The following is a 15545-nucleotide window of genomic DNA, read 5'->3' on the forward strand; positions in this document are numbered from 1 at the left end:
ATGAAAACTACTCGCCTTCTTCTAATTCATCAGCCATTGCAGCCAAGATTTCACGGGTTAAATACGCTAATGAACGATAGAAAGGAAGTGTGGCATAAGTTTCCACTTGGGTTAAGAATTTCGCTGCACAAGGTAATAAGAAATCACCGAATAAATCTTGTTGAGCGGATAGCGATTCCGTGTTGTCTTCTAGCCAAGAGGCTGTAAGCAATAACAAGGCGAAATGATCCACATTCTCTGCCTCTGGCACGTTACGAGCATGACGGAAATCCATAAAACGTTGCACATCTATATCATAACTTGAAATAGCTGTCGGCACGTTACCGTTTGGACCAAACAATTTTTGATATTCTTGATCAAGTAACGTTAAATCAATTTTCATCTGTAAATTATCAATGGCCGCTTCACTTTCTTTATCCGTAGAAAGTGCCCACACTTGACTTAAACCTTGTTGTTGCAGCCAATCAAATACCCCAGTTAAAATCGGATCTGTGGGGCTGCGATAAAATAAGTTGCCGAATAGGCGGCTTATTAAAGAAAAATTATTAACTTGAGTTTCTGACATCTGTTGCTTTCCTATGATTGTGCTCAAGATTGAGCTAAAAGTGCGGTCAATTTTGCCGTTGTTTTTTCAGCAGCTTCATCAAGCATCGCCTGGCGGGCTGCATCATCGATAATGTGAATATCTCCGAACAGCGTGTAATCCACATTCTCGATACCGCAATAATTAAATAAACCATTGATCAAACAATGATTGAGGGACTTATCCACGCCGTATTCTTGATATTTTGCTACGCTACTCCCTATGGTGATAAATTGTTGCATTGCTTTATCTTGAAGCAGACCTTTGGATTCACCATTCTCTGTTTTATAAGCAAAACCATGGCTTAATACACGATCCAAATAGCCTTTCAACATGGCGGGAAACCCCATCCACCATAAAGGATAAACCATCGTAATCAAATCTGCTTGGCGAATAAAATCATGTTCCTGCTGAATTTCTGCGGGGATAATACCCTTATTAGCCGATTGTAATTCTTCAAAGGAAATAATTGGATTAAATTCCATGGTGTAAAGATCGCGCAAATAGGTTTCAACACCAAGCTGTTGGCTTGCTTTTACAACGCGATCCACGATGGCACGACCAAAACTTTTTTGGCTATTGGGATGCGCAAAAATAATCAAATGATTCATTCTTCTACCTTTTTAACTAACAATGTAATGCCATCAACGCGTTCTACCACCACAAGATCATTCACATTTAGGTGCTCGCCTTGAATACGCCATGTAGTATCGCCAAAAGCACCACGACCAATCCCGTTAGAACCAATTTCTAACACCGTTCCTTTTTTACCTAACAAAGTATGATCCCGTTGGTTTAAGGTTGTACGTGATTGATCTTGATTATCTTTGCTATGCTGGTATTTCCACCAAAGCAACGAGAGAATAATCGCTAAAATCGCATAAAAAACGGCTAAGGCGGTTAAGGATAAACTCGGCACCAATGCCATTACGCCTGCTGCCACAATCGCAGCCAAGCCCCACCACAATAAAAACACACCTGGTACGAGAGTTTCAGCGATTAATAACACAAAACCTAATACCAACCAATGCCATACTGACCAAGTTGTTAACCAATCTGCCATATCAACTCCTTGAGAGAAAAAGTGCGGTCATTTTTAACCGCACTTTAAGAAATTACGCTTTTTTATCGCCTTTTAACAGTTCGGCAATACCCGCTACCGAGCCGATTAAATTACCGGCTTCAAGCGGCATCATGACCACTTTGCTATTCGGTGAACCACCGATTTGTTTTAAAGCTTCCGTGTATTTTTGTGCAATAAAGTAATTAATTGCTTTGGTATCACCGCTAGCAATCGCTTCTGACACCATTTGGGTTGCTTTCGCTTCCGCTTCTGCTGCACGCTCACGTGCTTCTGCTTGTAAGAAGGCTTCTTGACGCTCCCCTTCCGCTTTCAGAATGCGGGCTTGTTTTTCCCCTTCTGCTCGTAAAATTTCTGCCTGACGAATACCTTCCGCTTCCAAGACTTCCGCACGTTTATTACGTTCTGCTTTCATTTGGGCATTCATGGAATCAATCAATTCACGTGGTGGACGCACATCACGAATTTCAATACGGGTAACTTTAATCCCCCAAGGATTGGTTGCTTCATCCACAATTGCCAGCAATCGACCATTAATAGAGTCACGTTGGGAAAGCATTTCATCTAATTCCATCGAACCTAATACAGTACGAATGTTAGTCATGGTTAAATTGATAATCGCCTGTTCTAAATGATTAACTTCATAAGCTGCACTGCGGGCATCAATCACCTGAACGAAACACACCGCATCAATGGATACGTTGGCGTTATCCTTAGAAATGACTTCTTGTGATGGAATATCTAATACCTGTTCCATCATATTGATCTTACGACCAACACGATCCACAAATGGTACAACAAAGTTTAAGCCAGGCATTAAAGTGTGGGTATAACGCCCAAAACGCTCAATCGTCCAGTTATAACCTTGCGGTACAGTTTTGAGTGCTGAAAAAAGTACAACTACAACTAATACAATAAAGACGATTGCGGCAATAGATAAGCCTTCCATAGGTTGCTCCTTAATGATGAGGAAATATGAGAAAAGTCTATCAAATTAGACCGCACTTTGTACATAAATATATTTATCGTTTTCTCTTATAAATTCAAAAAGATGCGTAATGCAATTCGGGGCATCTAAATCTTGATGAGAAACAAATAAAAGCTGCGTTTTACTATTATTAACAAGTTGTTCGATAAAATGTTTCACTAACTTGCGATTTAACCCATCAAGCCCTTGGAAAGGCTCATCTAAAATTAAAACAGGTGGATGCTTAACCATCGCTCGTGTGATTAAAAGCAAACGTTGCTGCCCCCAAGAAAGTGAACGAAATGGCGTTTTTGCTAAATGAGTCAGATTTAAACGAGCTAACCACTGCATGGCTTTCAAACGAATTGCCTCTGGCACTTGTTGATAAATCCCAATACTGTCAAAAAAGCCAGAAATAATCACGTCAAGCACAGAACAATTCACACGATAATCTAAATGCAGTTGGCTGCTTACGTAACCAATCTTTTGTTTGATATCCCAAATGGTTTCACCTGAACCTCGTTGTTTACCAAAGATCACCACATGATTCGCAAATGCTTGAGGATGATCACCTGTAATCAAAGAAAGTAAGGTAGACTTCCCTGCACCATTTGGTCCTTTAATCCACCAATTTTGATGAGGTTGAACAACCCAGTTTAAATGATCCAAAATGACTTTATCGCCATACTGGACCGTGACATTTTTAAGCTCAAAGTGCGGTTGGTTTTCAGGTAGTTTTAGTAATGGTGACGTTGGTTCTGGCAAAGCCACATCAACAGATTGCTCCGCATAAACTAATTGTTGATAAATACTTTGTTGCTCAATGGATTGGCGTACACCTTCTAATACTAACTCTAAATTTTCCAACATAGCTAAATGAGTCGCTTCAGCCGGAATATCTGCCAAACGATTAACGATTAGAACGATAGCACATTCTTTTTTTAGTTCGTTCAACATCACCATCCAATCTTTTACTGATTGCTGATCTAGCCCTTCAAAAGGTTCATCTAAAATTAATAAATCGGGCTTTTGCAATAATGTTTGTGCCAATAAGACTTTTCGTGTTTCCCCAGTAGAAAGTTTGATAAAGAAACGATCTAAGAGATAAGTAATCCCTAATTTTTCTGCAATTTGTTCACAAAAAGTGAGTTCCGTGCTGCCATTTAAAATGGTTTCTCTTGCCGTTTTACCAAAGAAATCTGGATCGGTATCATCGTTGTTTAAATTCTTTAATGTGGCTTCAAGAATTTCTCGTTGTTTTTCAAAAGAAAAGGAGTGAACACGTTTGAAGGAATTATGGTACTCCCCTTCCTGTAAAGGTAACTCATTTTGCAAAGCTAAAGCAAACGCCGATTTCCCACTCCCATTACTGCCTACCACAACCCAATATTGTTGTGGCTCAATCGCAAAGTGCGGTAAGTTTAAGGTCTGTTTTCGATAAAGCTTAAATTTTGCTTGCTGAATTAAAAGTGCCATTCTCTTTCCTTTAAAAACAAAAGGCGAGCAATTGCCCGCCTTATTAGATTAATTTAATTAACCGTTTTTACGCTCTTCTTCCATACATACTGCCGCAGTAAATAATACGTCAGTTGAAGAATTTAGCGCGGTTTCTGTTGAGTCTTGTAAGATACCAATCACAAAACCTACACCGATCATTTGTGCCGCGATGTCATCACTGATACCAAATAAGCTACAAGCTAATGGGATTAATAATAATGAACCACCTGCCACACCAGAAGCACCACATGCACAAAGCGCCGCCACAATACTTAATAACACCGCACTGATGAAAGATACTTCGATGCCTAATGTATGAACAGCTGCTAAGGTTAATACAGTAATGGTAATTGCCGCACCCGCCATATTGATATTTGCACCTAATGGAATTGCCACAGAATAGGTTTCTTCATCAAGATTTAAGCGTTTTGCTAATTCAATGTTTACAGGAATGTTTGCTGCAGAACTACGTGTAAAGAATGCCGTTACACCACTTTCTCGTACACAAGTCCAAACTAATGGATATGGATTACGACGAATTTTCCAATAAACGAGAATTGGATTAAGTACAAAGGCAGTAAATAGCATTGTACCGATTAACACGAATAATAAGTGAACATATCCACCTAACGCAGATAAACCTTTGTCAGATAATGTTTCAGCCACTAAACCGAATACACCGAAAGGTGCAAATGAAATAATCACGTGAACAATTTTAGAAATGCCTTCTGCAAAATCAGCCACCACTTGTTTAGTTGCATCTGATGCATAACGAAGGGCTAAACCTAAACCGATAGACCACGCTAAAACACCGATAAAGTTTGCTTTGAAAATTGCATTTAATGGGTTATCCACCACATTCAATACTAAAGCAAGCATCACTTGGCCAACAGATTGAGGCGCTGAACTCGCATCCTCTTTTACTGCAAGAGCTACATCTGATGGGAATGCCATACTTGCAATTACTGCAGCCACAGCCGCTAAGAAAGTACCCAAAAGATAAAGCACGACAATTTCTTTCATGTTGCTTTTAGAACCCACTTTCTTATTAGCGAGTGCTGCCATAACAAGGAAGAAAATTAAAATTGGTGCAACGGCACGCAATGCTTTAACAAAAATTTGACCGAGCACACCAAAGCTAGATGCAAGATCAATACCTGCTGAATTTTTTACACTCTCATTCACCAACGCAACAAGGATCCCGAGTACCAAACCAACGGCAATTCGTTTTACCAAATTACCTTGGAACAAAAAATGAAATAAACGTGATGTATTCATAATAGTTTTAAATGAAGATTAAGTTGAACTTCAGATCGTTACGATCCACCGAAACACGATAAAGATAGCTCAAATTTTATTTAAAAGAAAATTTTTTCTTTATTATTTTGCTAAAAAATTGAACTTTTTAAGCTAGGAATGAATTTTTTCTAAAATTTTCGCCTATAAAAAAATTTTTTCTATGCCCTATTGACATACTGTATCTAACCACAGTATATTACCCTGTATAAACAACCACTGATTAAAAACTCATTAACTAAAAGGAACACAAGATGATGAACTACGCAAATACAGTTGCACAAAATGATATGACGTTTTCTTATCATCCTATGCCATTTTTCAATGATGTTGAAAGTAAATCGACATTTAATAAAAAATTAGATCTCAACCTTTATTGCATCAAACGTCCACAACAAACTTGCTTTATTCGTGTTACCAATCCGAATATGCTTGCTTGGGGAATTGAAATGGGCGATATGTTAGTGGTTGAAAAAAATGACAGCCTTTTCATTGGTGATCTTGTTGTATTGGAAAAACAAGACGAATTCCATATTTATGAATTTGCCGGTGTAAGCGGTAATGAATTTGTATTCATGGCATTAGATTCTAAAGTGGAAAATATTAAAACAACACAATGGACAAACCTTCCATTAGTTGGCACAGTGACGAATACCATCCATCAAATGAAACCAAGAAGAGACTTAATGAAATTTGCAGCTTAAGTCTATAATCAGATAATCTAAATAAAGAAAAAGTGCGGTTAAAATTAACCGCACTTTTTTATTGAAATAAAATTGTCATTACATCACACGACGAGATTGTGTATAAGTTCTTGACCAGTAATCTTCATCTAATGAGCTAATTGTGACGCCCTGGCTTGAACTTGCATGCATAAATTGGTTATTACCAATATAAACGCCAACATGATTGTTGCGACGGAAGAACACTAAATCACCTTTACGTAATTCATGTTTTTGAATTTGGTGACCTAAATAGCGTTGTTCTGAGGTTGAACGTGGAAGTTCCATACCGTAAGCATCGAGAAAAGCAGTTTGCATAAATGCAGAGCAATCAATACCATGTTTTGAAGTACCCCCCATTCTGTAACGAGTACCAACCCATTCGTTATAAACTTGAGCAAGCGCTTTATCACCAATTAAACCTGATTTAGGACGGTTAGTTCTTAATTTAGGGTAAACGCCCCCTTTTTTCCCATCTAAACCAGCAATCAAACCCGTTAACTCAGCATCATCACTTTCACTAATCATGCCGTTTTGTGCCTGCCCCGAGTTGTTAGAGCAGGCTGTTGTCAAAACAGCCAAACCTACAATAATCAAAATCTTCTTTAACATAGCTTTTAAATAATAAAAAAATATAAAAACAAAACTGGTCGGATTTTATCAAAAAGTCATTATGCCCGCCAGTTTTTATTGAATTTTTATGCAATTTTGTGAGTGAGATCTCAAAAAAATAAGGACTACTCAATGAGTAGCCCTTAAAAGGATTAGAGTTGATTATTTTTTCTTCGCTTTTGCATTTGGAAGATCGGTAATTGAACCTTCAAATACTTCAGCCGCAAGACCTACAGATTCATGAAGTGTCGGGTGAGCATGAATCGTTAATGCGATATCTTCTGCATCACAACCCATTTCGATCGCAAGACCGATTTCACCTAATAATTCACCACCGTTAGACCCAACGATTGCCCCACCAAGTACACGGTGAGTATCTTTATCGAAGATTAATTTGGTCATACCTTCTGCACATTCAGATGCAATCGCACGACCAGAAGCAGCCCAAGGGAATTTAGCGACTTCGTAATTTAAGCCTTCTTGTTTACATTCTTTCTCAGTTTTACCGACCCAAGCCACTTCTGGTTCAGTATAAGCAATAGAAGGAATGACTTTTGGATCGAAGTAATGTTTTTTCCCTGCAATCACTTCTGCCGCGACGTGACCTTCATGAACACCTTTATGTGCTAGCATTGGTTGTCCAACGATATCACCAATTGCAAAGATATGAGGCACATTAGTACGCATTTGTTTATCAACATGAATGAAACCTCGCTCATCTACTTCAACACCTGCTTTACCTGCATCAATCAATTTACCGTTTGGTGTACGACCGATTGCGACTAATACTGCATCATAACGTTTAGTATCGTTGCATGCTTTACCTTCCATTGAAACATAGATACCATCATCTTTTGCTTCAACTGCTGTCACTTTAGTTTCAAGCATTAACTTGAATTTTTTCTCAACTTGTTTGGTGTAGATTGCAACAACATCTTTATCTGCCGCTGGAATCACTTGGTCAAACATTTCAACCACTTCAACTTCAGAACCTAATGCATGATATACGGTACCCATCTCTAAACCGATGATACCACCACCCATGATTAAAAGTTTTTTCGGTACTTCTTTTAATTTAAGTGCATCTGTTGAATCCCAAACACGTGGATCTTCATGTGGAATGAATGGTAATTGAATTGGGCGAGAACCCGCTGCGATAATCGCATTATCGAATTTGATTGTAGTTGGTTTACCATCACGATCACGTGCTACTAATGTATGTGGATCGGTAAACGCCGCTAAACCTTCAACAACGGTGACTTTACGTTGTTTAGCCATGCCTGCAAGACCGCCTGTTAATTTAGCCACAACCGCTTCTTTACCTGCGCGCACTTCATCTAAATCAATGCGAGGCTCAGCGAAATACACACCATTTTTGCTTGCGTGTTTTGCTTCTTCAATTACTTTAGCAACGTGAAGTAATGCTTTAGAAGGGATACAACCTACGTTTAAACATACCCCACCTAATGTTGAATAACGTTCAACAAGTACTGTTTCTAAACCTAAGTCCGCACAACGGAATGCCGCTGAATAACCTGCGGGACCAGCACCAAGTACCACAACTTGGGTTTTAATTTCTTTACTCATTTTTACCTCGTAAAAACGTTCAAATTTTTGACCGCACTTGCGATCCTTTCTGTAAGATGTGAGCCTAATCACTCACATCTTACCGTGTTAATTACATCACTAAGCGACGTAAGTCAGCTAATACGCCATTGATATAGCTTAAGAAACGAGCACCATCAGCACCATCGATCACACGGTGGTCGAAAGATAATGATAATGGAAGCATTAAGCGTGGCTCAAATTCTTTACCATTCCATACCGGTTGCATTTCTGATTTAGACACACCTAAAATTGCCACTTCTGGTGCATTTACGATTGGCGTAAAGTGAGTTGTACCAATACCGCCTAAGCTTGAAATGGTGAAACAACCACCTTGCATATCAGAACCTGAAAGTTTACCGTCACGTGCTTTTTTGGAGACTTCCATTAATTCACGAGAGAGTTCGATAATACCTTTTTTGTTCACGTTTTTAAATACAGGTACAACGAGACCGTTTGGTGTATCTACCGCTACGCCAATGTTGATGTATTTTTTAAGTGTTAATTTTTGACCGTCTTCAGAAATAGAGCTATTGAAACGTGGGAACGCTTCTAATGCTTTCGCTACTGCTTTCATAATGAACACAACTGGTGTAATTTTCACATCCAATTTTTGTTTTTCAACAATCTTGTTCTGTTCTTTACGGAATGCTTCTAAATCTGTGATATCTGTGCGATCGAAGTGAGTAACATGTGGAATCATTACCCAGTTACGATGTAAGTTTGCACCAGAGATTTTGTTGATACGGCTTAATTCAACTTCTTCCACTTCACCAAATTTGCTGAAGTCAACTTTCGGCCATGGTAATAAACCTAAGCCCGCACCGTTTGCCACACCATTACCCGCTGCTGCTGAAGATACAGTGCCTGTTTCAAACGCTTTAACAGCGGTTTTCACGTAAGCTTGGATATCTTCTTTTACTACGCGACCTTTACGACCGGTACCTTTTACGCGATCAAGGTTAATGCCGTATTCACGCGCTAAACGACGAATCACTGGAGTTGCATGTGCATAGCCTGCGCTTGCAACAACTTGTTCTTGGCTTAAGCCAGATACATTACCTGATTGTGCTGCCGGCGCTGCTGCAGGTGCTGCTTGAGGAGCAGGAGCTGCTGCCGCTGGAGCAGGTGCTGCACCCGCCACTTCAAATTTCATAATTAATGAACCAGTTGAAACTTTATCACCTGATTTCACTAAAATTTCTTTTACCACACCCGCAAACGGAGCTGGCACTTCCATTGAGGCTTTATCGCCTTCAACGGTAATTAAAGATTGCTCTTCAGAAACGCTGTCGCCAACTGCAACCATGATTTCAGTTACGTTAACTTCATCACCACCAATATCAGGTACATTCACTTCTTTAATGGCTGAAGCTGTTGGTGCTGCTGCAGGTGCTGCCGCCTGTAGAACTGGCGCTGCGGCTGGTGCTGCACCCGCCACTTCAAATTTCATGATTAATTTGCCTGTAACCACTTTATCGCCAACATTGATTAAAATTTCTTTTACGACACCAGCAACTGGAGCAGGGACTTCCATTGACGCTTTATCACCTTCAACATTGATGATTGATTGGTCAACTTCAACAGTATCACCGACTTTCACCATAATATCTGTCACGTTTACTTCGTCTGAACCGATATCGGGTACATTAACTTCAACTACACTTGCAGCTGCTGGTGCGGCTGCTGGCGCAGGTGCTGCTGCCGCTGGAGCAGGCGCTGCCGCATCCGCTGACTCTAAAACAAGCATTGGTGTGCCAGTTGTGACTTTATCACCCACTTTTACTAATACTTCTTTTACCACACCGGCTTCTGGTGCGGGTACTTCCATTGAAGCTTTATCACCTTCAACATTGATAATACTTTGATCAGCTGTAATGGTATCACCTACGTTCACCATCACTTCTGTTACGGTAACTTCATCACTACCGATATCAGGAATTTGAATTTGTTTTGACATGTTATCTTACCTTTAAAAAAACACAGTTAAAATCAACCGCACTTTATTTGTAGATGATCCTGTGCGTTTTAGCGCACAGGATATTGTTTATTAAGCGTAAAGCGGATTTAAAATTTCAGTTTTTAAACCAAATTTCGCGATTGCATCAGCCACCACTTTCGCATCAAATTTGCCTTGTTTAACAAGCTCATGTAATGCTGCAACCACAACATAACGTGCATCCACTTCAAAGTGTTCACGTAAGTTTTCACGGCTGTCTGAACGACCGAAACCATCAGTACCTAATACGTGATAGCTTTGTGCAGGAATGAATGCACGAACTTGTTCTGCGAACAATTTCATGTAGTCAGTAGCCGCAACTGCTGGTGCATCGTTCATTACTTGTGCAATGTAAGGTACACGTGGGGTTTCTGTTGGATGTAACATATTCCAACGTACGGCATCTGCACCTTCACGAGCCACTTCAGTGAATGAAGGCACGCTATATACATCTGAGCTTACGCCATATTCATTTGCAAGGATTTGTGCCGCTTCACGAACGTGACGGAAGATCGCGCCAGAACCTAATAATTGAACATGACCTTTGTTGCCTTTCGCTTCAACGGTTTCAAATTTATAAAGACCTTTACGAATACCCTCTTCTGCGCCTTTTGGCATTGCTGGTTGTTCGTAAGTTTCGTTTAATGTGGTGATGTAGTAGAACACATCTTCTTGTTTTTCACCGTACATACGGTTGATACCGTCTTGTAGGATAACTGCCACTTCATAAACGTAAGCTGGGTCATAAGACACACAGTTAGGAATAACAAGAGATTGAATATGGCTGTGACCATCTTCGTGTTGTAAACCTTCACCATTTAATGTTGTACGGCCAGAAGTACCACCAATCATGAAACCACGTGCTAATTGGTCACCTGCTGCCCACATTAAGTCACCCACACGTTGGAAACCAAACATTGAGTAGTAGATGAAGAATGGAATCATCGGAAGGTTATTTACAGAGTATGAGTTCGCTGCCGCTAACCAAGATGATGCAGCACCTAATTCATTGATACCTTCTTGTAATACTTGACCATCTTTCGCTTCACGGTAGTAAGCCACTAAGTCACGGTCAGAAGGCACATAGTTTTGACCATGTGGGTTGTAAATACCGATTTGACGGAATAAACCTTCCATACCAAAAGTACGTGCTTCGTCAGCAACAATTGGCACAATTTGTTTACCAATATTTTTATCTTTCAATAAAGTATTTAAGAAACGTACAAATGCCATTGTGGTTGAAATTGGACGTGCTTGTTCTTCCAATAATGGTGCAAATTCTTCCAATGATGGCACTTTAAATTCTGTGGTGAATTTTGGTAAACGTTTTGGTAAGTAACCGTTTAACGCTTTACGTCTGCCGTGAAGATAATTGTACTCTTCCGAACCTTCTGGGAAGGTGATATACGGATAGTTAGGGATATCTTCATCTTTAATATCTAGGTGGAAATGATCACGGAAGTATTTAAGACTTTCGATCGACATTTTTTTAGATTGGTGAGCCGTATTTTTACTTTCTGCTTCAGGAATTTTATAACCTTTAACCATGTGTGCAAGGATTACTACAGGTTTACCTGCTGTTTGTGCTTTATGGAATGCCGCATAAAGTTTTTCTGAGTCATGACCACCGCGTCTTAATGCCCAGATTTCATCATCTGTCATATCCGCTACTAATGCTGCAGTTTCTGGATAACGACCAAAGAAGTGTTCACGAACATAAGCACCATCTTTAGATTTGAAGGTTAAATAGTCGCCATCAAGCACTTCCATCATCAATTGAGTTAACTTACCTGAGGTGTCTTTGGCAAATAATTTGTCCCAGTTAGAGCCCCACATGACTTTGATCACTTCCCAACCAGCACCAGCAAATAAACCTTCTAATTCTTGAACGATTTTACCGTTACCCGTTACAGGACCATCTAAACGTTGCAAGTTACAGCTTACTACGAAGATTAAGTTATCTAAGCCTTCACGTGCTGCGAAGGTTAAATCACCTTTCGCTTCGATTTCATCCATCTCACCATCACCAAGGAAAGCATACACTTTTTGATCTTTGGTGTCTTTTAAGCCACGGTTATCTAAGTATTTTAAGAAACGAGCAGTACGGATTGCATTTACAGGACCTAAACCCATCGATACTGTAGAGAATTGCCAGAATTCGGGCATTAATTTCGGGTGAGGATAAGAAGAAAGACCTTTACCTGGTTCACATTCCTGACGGAAGTTATTCATTTGTTCTTCAGTAATACGGCCTTCAACAAATGCACGCGCATACATACCTGGCGCTGCATGGCCTTGGAAGAAGACTAAGTCACCGCCGTTTTTATCTGTAGCAGCTTTGAAGAAGTGGTTAAAACAGACTTCATACATGCTTGCTGCAGATTGATAAGTTGAAATGTGACCTCCTAATTCAAGATCTTTTTTCTGACCACGTAATACCGCCATGATCGCATTCCAACGTACAGCACTACGAATACGACGCTCAATAGCTTTATCACCTGGGTATGCTGGCTGTTCAGAAACAGGGATGGTATTAACATAAGGGGTTGTTACGCCACCTTTTGCAATGTTCACACCACCATTACGTGCCTGATCAATCACTTGATTGATGATGTAATGCGCACGCTCTGCGCCTTCAGCACGAATTAATGAATCAACAGCTGACAACCAATCTTGTGTTTCAATTGGGTCAATATCGTTTACTAAGGTATTTGACATAGTCTTTCCTTATTTTACTGAGTGAAAATAAAGTTTGGTCATCACCAAACACGAAAATCTAGCTTGTTAATCAATGTTACAAACATTTAACAAATCTTGTAAATTTTAGAAGATTTTTTGTAAGAAAGATAGTAGATTTTGACCGTTCTCAAGGATTTCTTCGTGTTATTGCAATAGTCTTCATTAAAAGTGCGGTCATTTTTAAAGGATTTTTGGGTTTAAATTAAAGCATACTTTATATATTGCATTCCTTACCCGCTTTGATCTAAAGTGTTCGCATGCTTTTGAGCTTTTTAGAGGACAAAATATGAACACGACAACTCGCCCAATCTTTTCTCATAAACGAATAGCGCTCGTTGCACATGATAGCTGCAAACAAAATCTGCTCAATTGGGTAAAGAAACACAAAGAAGCACTCGCTCCCCATCAACTTTATGCGACTGGTACAACTGGACATCTATTAGAAAGAGAAACGGGACTCAAAATAGCCTCGCTATTAAGTGGCCCGATGGGCGGCGATCAACAACTTGGCGGACTGATTGCTGAGAAAAAAATTGATATGATGATTTTCTTTTGGGATCCGATGAACGCCGCGCCACATGATCCCGATGTAAAAGCCTTAATGCGTATCGCCACAGTGTGGAATATTCCTGTAGCAATTAATCAAAGCTCCGCTGATTTTCTTTTAACATCAAGCTTATTTGATCAAGAAATCAATATTGATATCCCCGATTATGAAGGATATTTAAAAGCACGTTTAAATTAACCAAATAAAAAGGAGATAAATCACTTTATCTCCTTTCTGTTTATTTACTCGTCAATTACTTACCTTGCATTGCCGCGCTCATGATCAACATAAATAGTACGCCTTGCACCTGCTCTTCTGGAATCACTTGACCATTAAGTTTTAATTCGCCTTTTTCAAGTACTAAGGCAAGCGTCACATTTTTATCGTTATTCACCACAATATTTTGTGCTGCTGCTTGTTTGGCTTGCTCTTCAATTTTCTCTTTAATCAACGCTTTATCTTCTTCTGGAGCAAATTGTGTCATGATTTTTTCTGCTGTCGCTTTATCTACATGAATATGCACCGCAAAATCCGTAAATTGTTTATATAAACTTCCTTTCATTAAATCAAATTTTGGATCTTTCGCTAATGCCACATTGAGATCTAATGACACTTTACCTTGATTATCTGAAATTGATACTGGGTTGAGTTTAAGTTGAGGCTGATTATTAAAAATAGCCATACCATGCTCTTCAACCCATGAACTTAAAATTTCAGATACCACTTCATCATTCACATTTTTATCATCTCTAACAGACTTAAATACCGTGAAAAGAGCTTCAATCAACGCATTTGCTGCATTTGCTTCAATATGATTTAACTCGCTATTGTTAGTTAACTTCCCTAACTCTTTTCCATCTAGAACAAATGAATCTACTGCACTCTCACTTTTTAAGTTTACAAAATCACCATTAAGTGAAATATCAGATGTGGCATTTAAGCCTTTTTCAATAAGAGAAGTCGTTTTTCCAGCATAGTCCGTGCTCGTCATTTCGAAGCTTTCAGTTGAATAAGAACCTTTCCCCGTATAAATGTAAGCCCATTTTGTAGGATTGAATGAGGCATCCAATTTCATGCCCTTCATCTTCGTTTTTACCGACTTAACTGCAGTAGCGTCCTGGCTATCCCCATCTGCACTACTAGGGCCTAAATCAGCAGTCACTTCGTCTAAGGTCATGTCATATTTCCCCGCTCGATCTTTATCTACATCAAAACCAATGTTGATATTTGACCATGAGATCTTATTTTGCGGTGAGTGAGGATCTGTCATTTCCCCAGCTGCTAATTCAACTTTACCTTTTGTTGCTAAACTATAGCTAGTCGAAGCTTGATATTGAACAGGTTTATCTGATTTAAGAAAATCAAATAGCGGCTGAGTTGTTTCATTTTTACCAATCACACCTTGTGCTGAAAACATTGTTGGTACGAAGTTAAATTTTTCCAACTGATTAAGTGGAAATGGTCCATGATAAAGCTTAGTTGAAAGTGGGATAGTAAATACTTGCCCTTCTTTCGGTAAAGAAATAACTACCTCATCTTCTACCTGAGAAGTAAAGAAACTGCGATCAAATTGCTTGTTTTTATAAACAAGATTCACTGAATCTGACAAACCTAAACTTTGTAATTTTTGGTTCGCTAATTCAATTTGGCGTAAATATTCAGTTTGTGCTTTTTCTCCAGTAAACCATGCACCACCGACGCCTACAACGCCAAGGGCAACAATGACACCTAATGCTACAGTTGATTTTTTCATTTTGATTCCTTTGCTAACTAATAGATGATTAAAATTGCTGGCAATTTACCACAAATCACAATTTTTTTCTTATTTTTAAAAAATAATTTTATATCCCCCCTTGAACTTCTCATCTCTGGACTTATTTTGTAAAACAAGAACGGA

General features: G+C 39.2%; 13 protein-coding genes. 2 read left to right on the plus strand and 11 right to left on the minus strand.

Annotated elements, in window-relative coordinates:
* Window positions 1–7: 7 nt before the first annotated feature.
* The 6 genes from INP93_RS09075 to sstT are packed head-to-tail and all read right to left on the minus strand — an operon-like array spanning window position 8 to window position 5406.
* Window positions 8–565 carry a TorD/DmsD family molecular chaperone gene (locus INP93_RS09075; protein WP_197544728.1) on the minus strand — a complete coding sequence of 186 codons (558 nt, stop codon included), beginning with the start codon at window positions 563–565 and terminating at the stop codon, window positions 8–10.
* 23 nt (window positions 566–588) lie between these two features.
* Window positions 589–1194, minus strand: a complete 606-nt coding sequence (locus tag INP93_RS09080; RefSeq protein ID WP_197544729.1) for an NAD(P)H-dependent oxidoreductase — start codon at window positions 1192–1194, stop codon at window positions 589–591.
* The gene (locus INP93_RS09085; RefSeq protein ID WP_197544730.1) at window positions 1191–1646 is read right to left on the minus strand and encodes an NfeD family protein; all 456 of its coding nucleotides are present in this window, start codon (window positions 1644–1646) and stop codon (window positions 1191–1193) included. The genes INP93_RS09080 and INP93_RS09085 overlap by 4 nt, the downstream gene beginning before the upstream one ends.
* A gap of 52 nt (window positions 1647–1698) precedes the next feature.
* Entirely contained in the window at window positions 1699–2613 is a 915-nt protein-coding gene (locus INP93_RS09090) for an SPFH domain-containing protein (RefSeq protein ID WP_049366068.1), read from the minus strand.
* Between the two features lie 45 nt (window positions 2614–2658).
* On the minus strand, window positions 2659–4107 hold the full coding sequence (gene modF / locus INP93_RS09095) for a molybdate ABC transporter ATP-binding protein ModF (RefSeq protein ID WP_197544731.1): 1449 nt from the start codon (window positions 4105–4107) through the stop codon (window positions 2659–2661).
* 57 nt (window positions 4108–4164) lie between these two features.
* Complete coding sequence (gene sstT / locus INP93_RS09100) at window positions 4165–5406, minus strand: serine/threonine transporter SstT (RefSeq protein WP_197544732.1); 1242 nt, start codon at window positions 5404–5406, stop codon at window positions 4165–4167.
* A 272-nt stretch (window positions 5407–5678) separates the two neighbouring features.
* On the opposite strand from sstT, the gene INP93_RS09105 reads away from it, so the two are divergent.
* Window positions 5679–6128, plus strand: a complete 450-nt coding sequence (locus tag INP93_RS09105) for a LexA family protein (RefSeq protein ID WP_075875252.1) — start codon at window positions 5679–5681, stop codon at window positions 6126–6128.
* 78 nt (window positions 6129–6206) lie between these two features.
* On the opposite strand, the gene INP93_RS09110 is transcribed toward INP93_RS09105, so the two are convergent.
* From INP93_RS09110 to aceE, 4 genes are all read right to left on the minus strand, one after another.
* Window positions 6207–6758 carry an NlpC/P60 family protein gene (locus INP93_RS09110; protein WP_197544733.1) on the minus strand — a complete coding sequence of 184 codons (552 nt, stop codon included), beginning with the start codon at window positions 6756–6758 and terminating at the stop codon, window positions 6207–6209.
* 162 nt (window positions 6759–6920) lie between these two features.
* A complete protein-coding gene (gene lpdA / locus INP93_RS09115; protein WP_111326993.1) occupies window positions 6921–8345 on the minus strand; it encodes a dihydrolipoyl dehydrogenase in 1425 nt (474 codons plus the stop codon).
* 91 nt (window positions 8346–8436) lie between these two features.
* Entirely contained in the window at window positions 8437–10323 is a 1887-nt protein-coding gene (aceF, locus tag INP93_RS09120; RefSeq protein WP_197544734.1) for a pyruvate dehydrogenase complex dihydrolipoyllysine-residue acetyltransferase, read from the minus strand.
* 90 nt (window positions 10324–10413) lie between these two features.
* Window positions 10414–13080, minus strand: a complete 2667-nt coding sequence (gene aceE, locus INP93_RS09125; protein ID WP_197544735.1) for a pyruvate dehydrogenase (acetyl-transferring), homodimeric type — start codon at window positions 13078–13080, stop codon at window positions 10414–10416.
* Window positions 13081–13387: 307 nt separating this feature from the next.
* Here aceE and mgsA point away from each other — a divergent pair, with 307 nt between their 5' ends.
* Window positions 13388–13846, plus strand: coding sequence for a methylglyoxal synthase (mgsA, locus tag INP93_RS09130; protein WP_197544736.1), 459 nt, complete (start codon window positions 13388–13390; stop codon window positions 13844–13846).
* Window positions 13847–13901: 55 nt separating this feature from the next.
* Here mgsA and INP93_RS09135 read toward each other — a convergent pair whose 3' ends face one another.
* Entirely contained in the window at window positions 13902–15401 is a 1500-nt protein-coding gene (locus INP93_RS09135; RefSeq protein ID WP_197544737.1) for a YdgA family protein, read from the minus strand.
* Between the last annotated feature and the right edge of the window lie 144 nt (window positions 15402–15545).

Origin of the sequence: Haemophilus parainfluenzae (genome assembly GCF_014931415.1) — a bacterium.
In the GTDB taxonomy this organism is placed as follows: domain Bacteria; phylum Pseudomonadota; class Gammaproteobacteria; order Enterobacterales; family Pasteurellaceae; genus Haemophilus_D; species Haemophilus_D parainfluenzae_AF.

What these genes read in the sequence shown, in the direction of transcription:
- INP93_RS09075 (WP_197544728.1), bottom strand. Translation starts at nt 565, where the DNA reads ATGTCAGAAACTCAAGTTAATAATTTTTCTTTAATAAGCCGCCTATTC.
- INP93_RS09080 (WP_197544729.1), bottom strand. Translation starts at nt 1,194, where the DNA reads ATGAATCATTTGATTATTTTTGCGCATCCCAATAGCCAAAAAAGTTTT.
- INP93_RS09085 (WP_197544730.1), bottom strand. Translation starts at nt 1,646, where the DNA reads ATGGCAGATTGGTTAACAACTTGGTCAGTATGGCATTGGTTGGTATTA.
- INP93_RS09090 (WP_049366068.1), bottom strand. Translation starts at nt 2,613, where the DNA reads ATGGAAGGCTTATCTATTGCCGCAATCGTCTTTATTGTATTAGTTGTA.
- modF (WP_197544731.1), bottom strand. Translation starts at nt 4,107, where the DNA reads ATGGCACTTTTAATTCAGCAAGCAAAATTTAAGCTTTATCGAAAACAG.
- sstT (WP_197544732.1), bottom strand. Translation starts at nt 5,406, where the DNA reads ATGAATACATCACGTTTATTTCATTTTTTGTTCCAAGGTAATTTGGTA.
- INP93_RS09105 (WP_075875252.1), top strand. Translation starts at nt 5,679, where the DNA reads ATGATGAACTACGCAAATACAGTTGCACAAAATGATATGACGTTTTCT.
- INP93_RS09110 (WP_197544733.1), bottom strand. Translation starts at nt 6,758, where the DNA reads ATGTTAAAGAAGATTTTGATTATTGTAGGTTTGGCTGTTTTGACAACA.
- lpdA (WP_111326993.1), bottom strand. Translation starts at nt 8,345, where the DNA reads ATGAGTAAAGAAATTAAAACCCAAGTTGTGGTACTTGGTGCTGGTCCC.
- aceF (WP_197544734.1), bottom strand. Translation starts at nt 10,323, where the DNA reads ATGTCAAAACAAATTCAAATTCCTGATATCGGTAGTGATGAAGTTACC.
- aceE (WP_197544735.1), bottom strand. Translation starts at nt 13,080, where the DNA reads ATGTCAAATACCTTAGTAAACGATATTGACCCAATTGAAACACAAGAT.
- mgsA (WP_197544736.1), top strand. Translation starts at nt 13,388, where the DNA reads ATGAACACGACAACTCGCCCAATCTTTTCTCATAAACGAATAGCGCTC.
- INP93_RS09135 (WP_197544737.1), bottom strand. Translation starts at nt 15,401, where the DNA reads ATGAAAAAATCAACTGTAGCATTAGGTGTCATTGTTGCCCTTGGCGTT.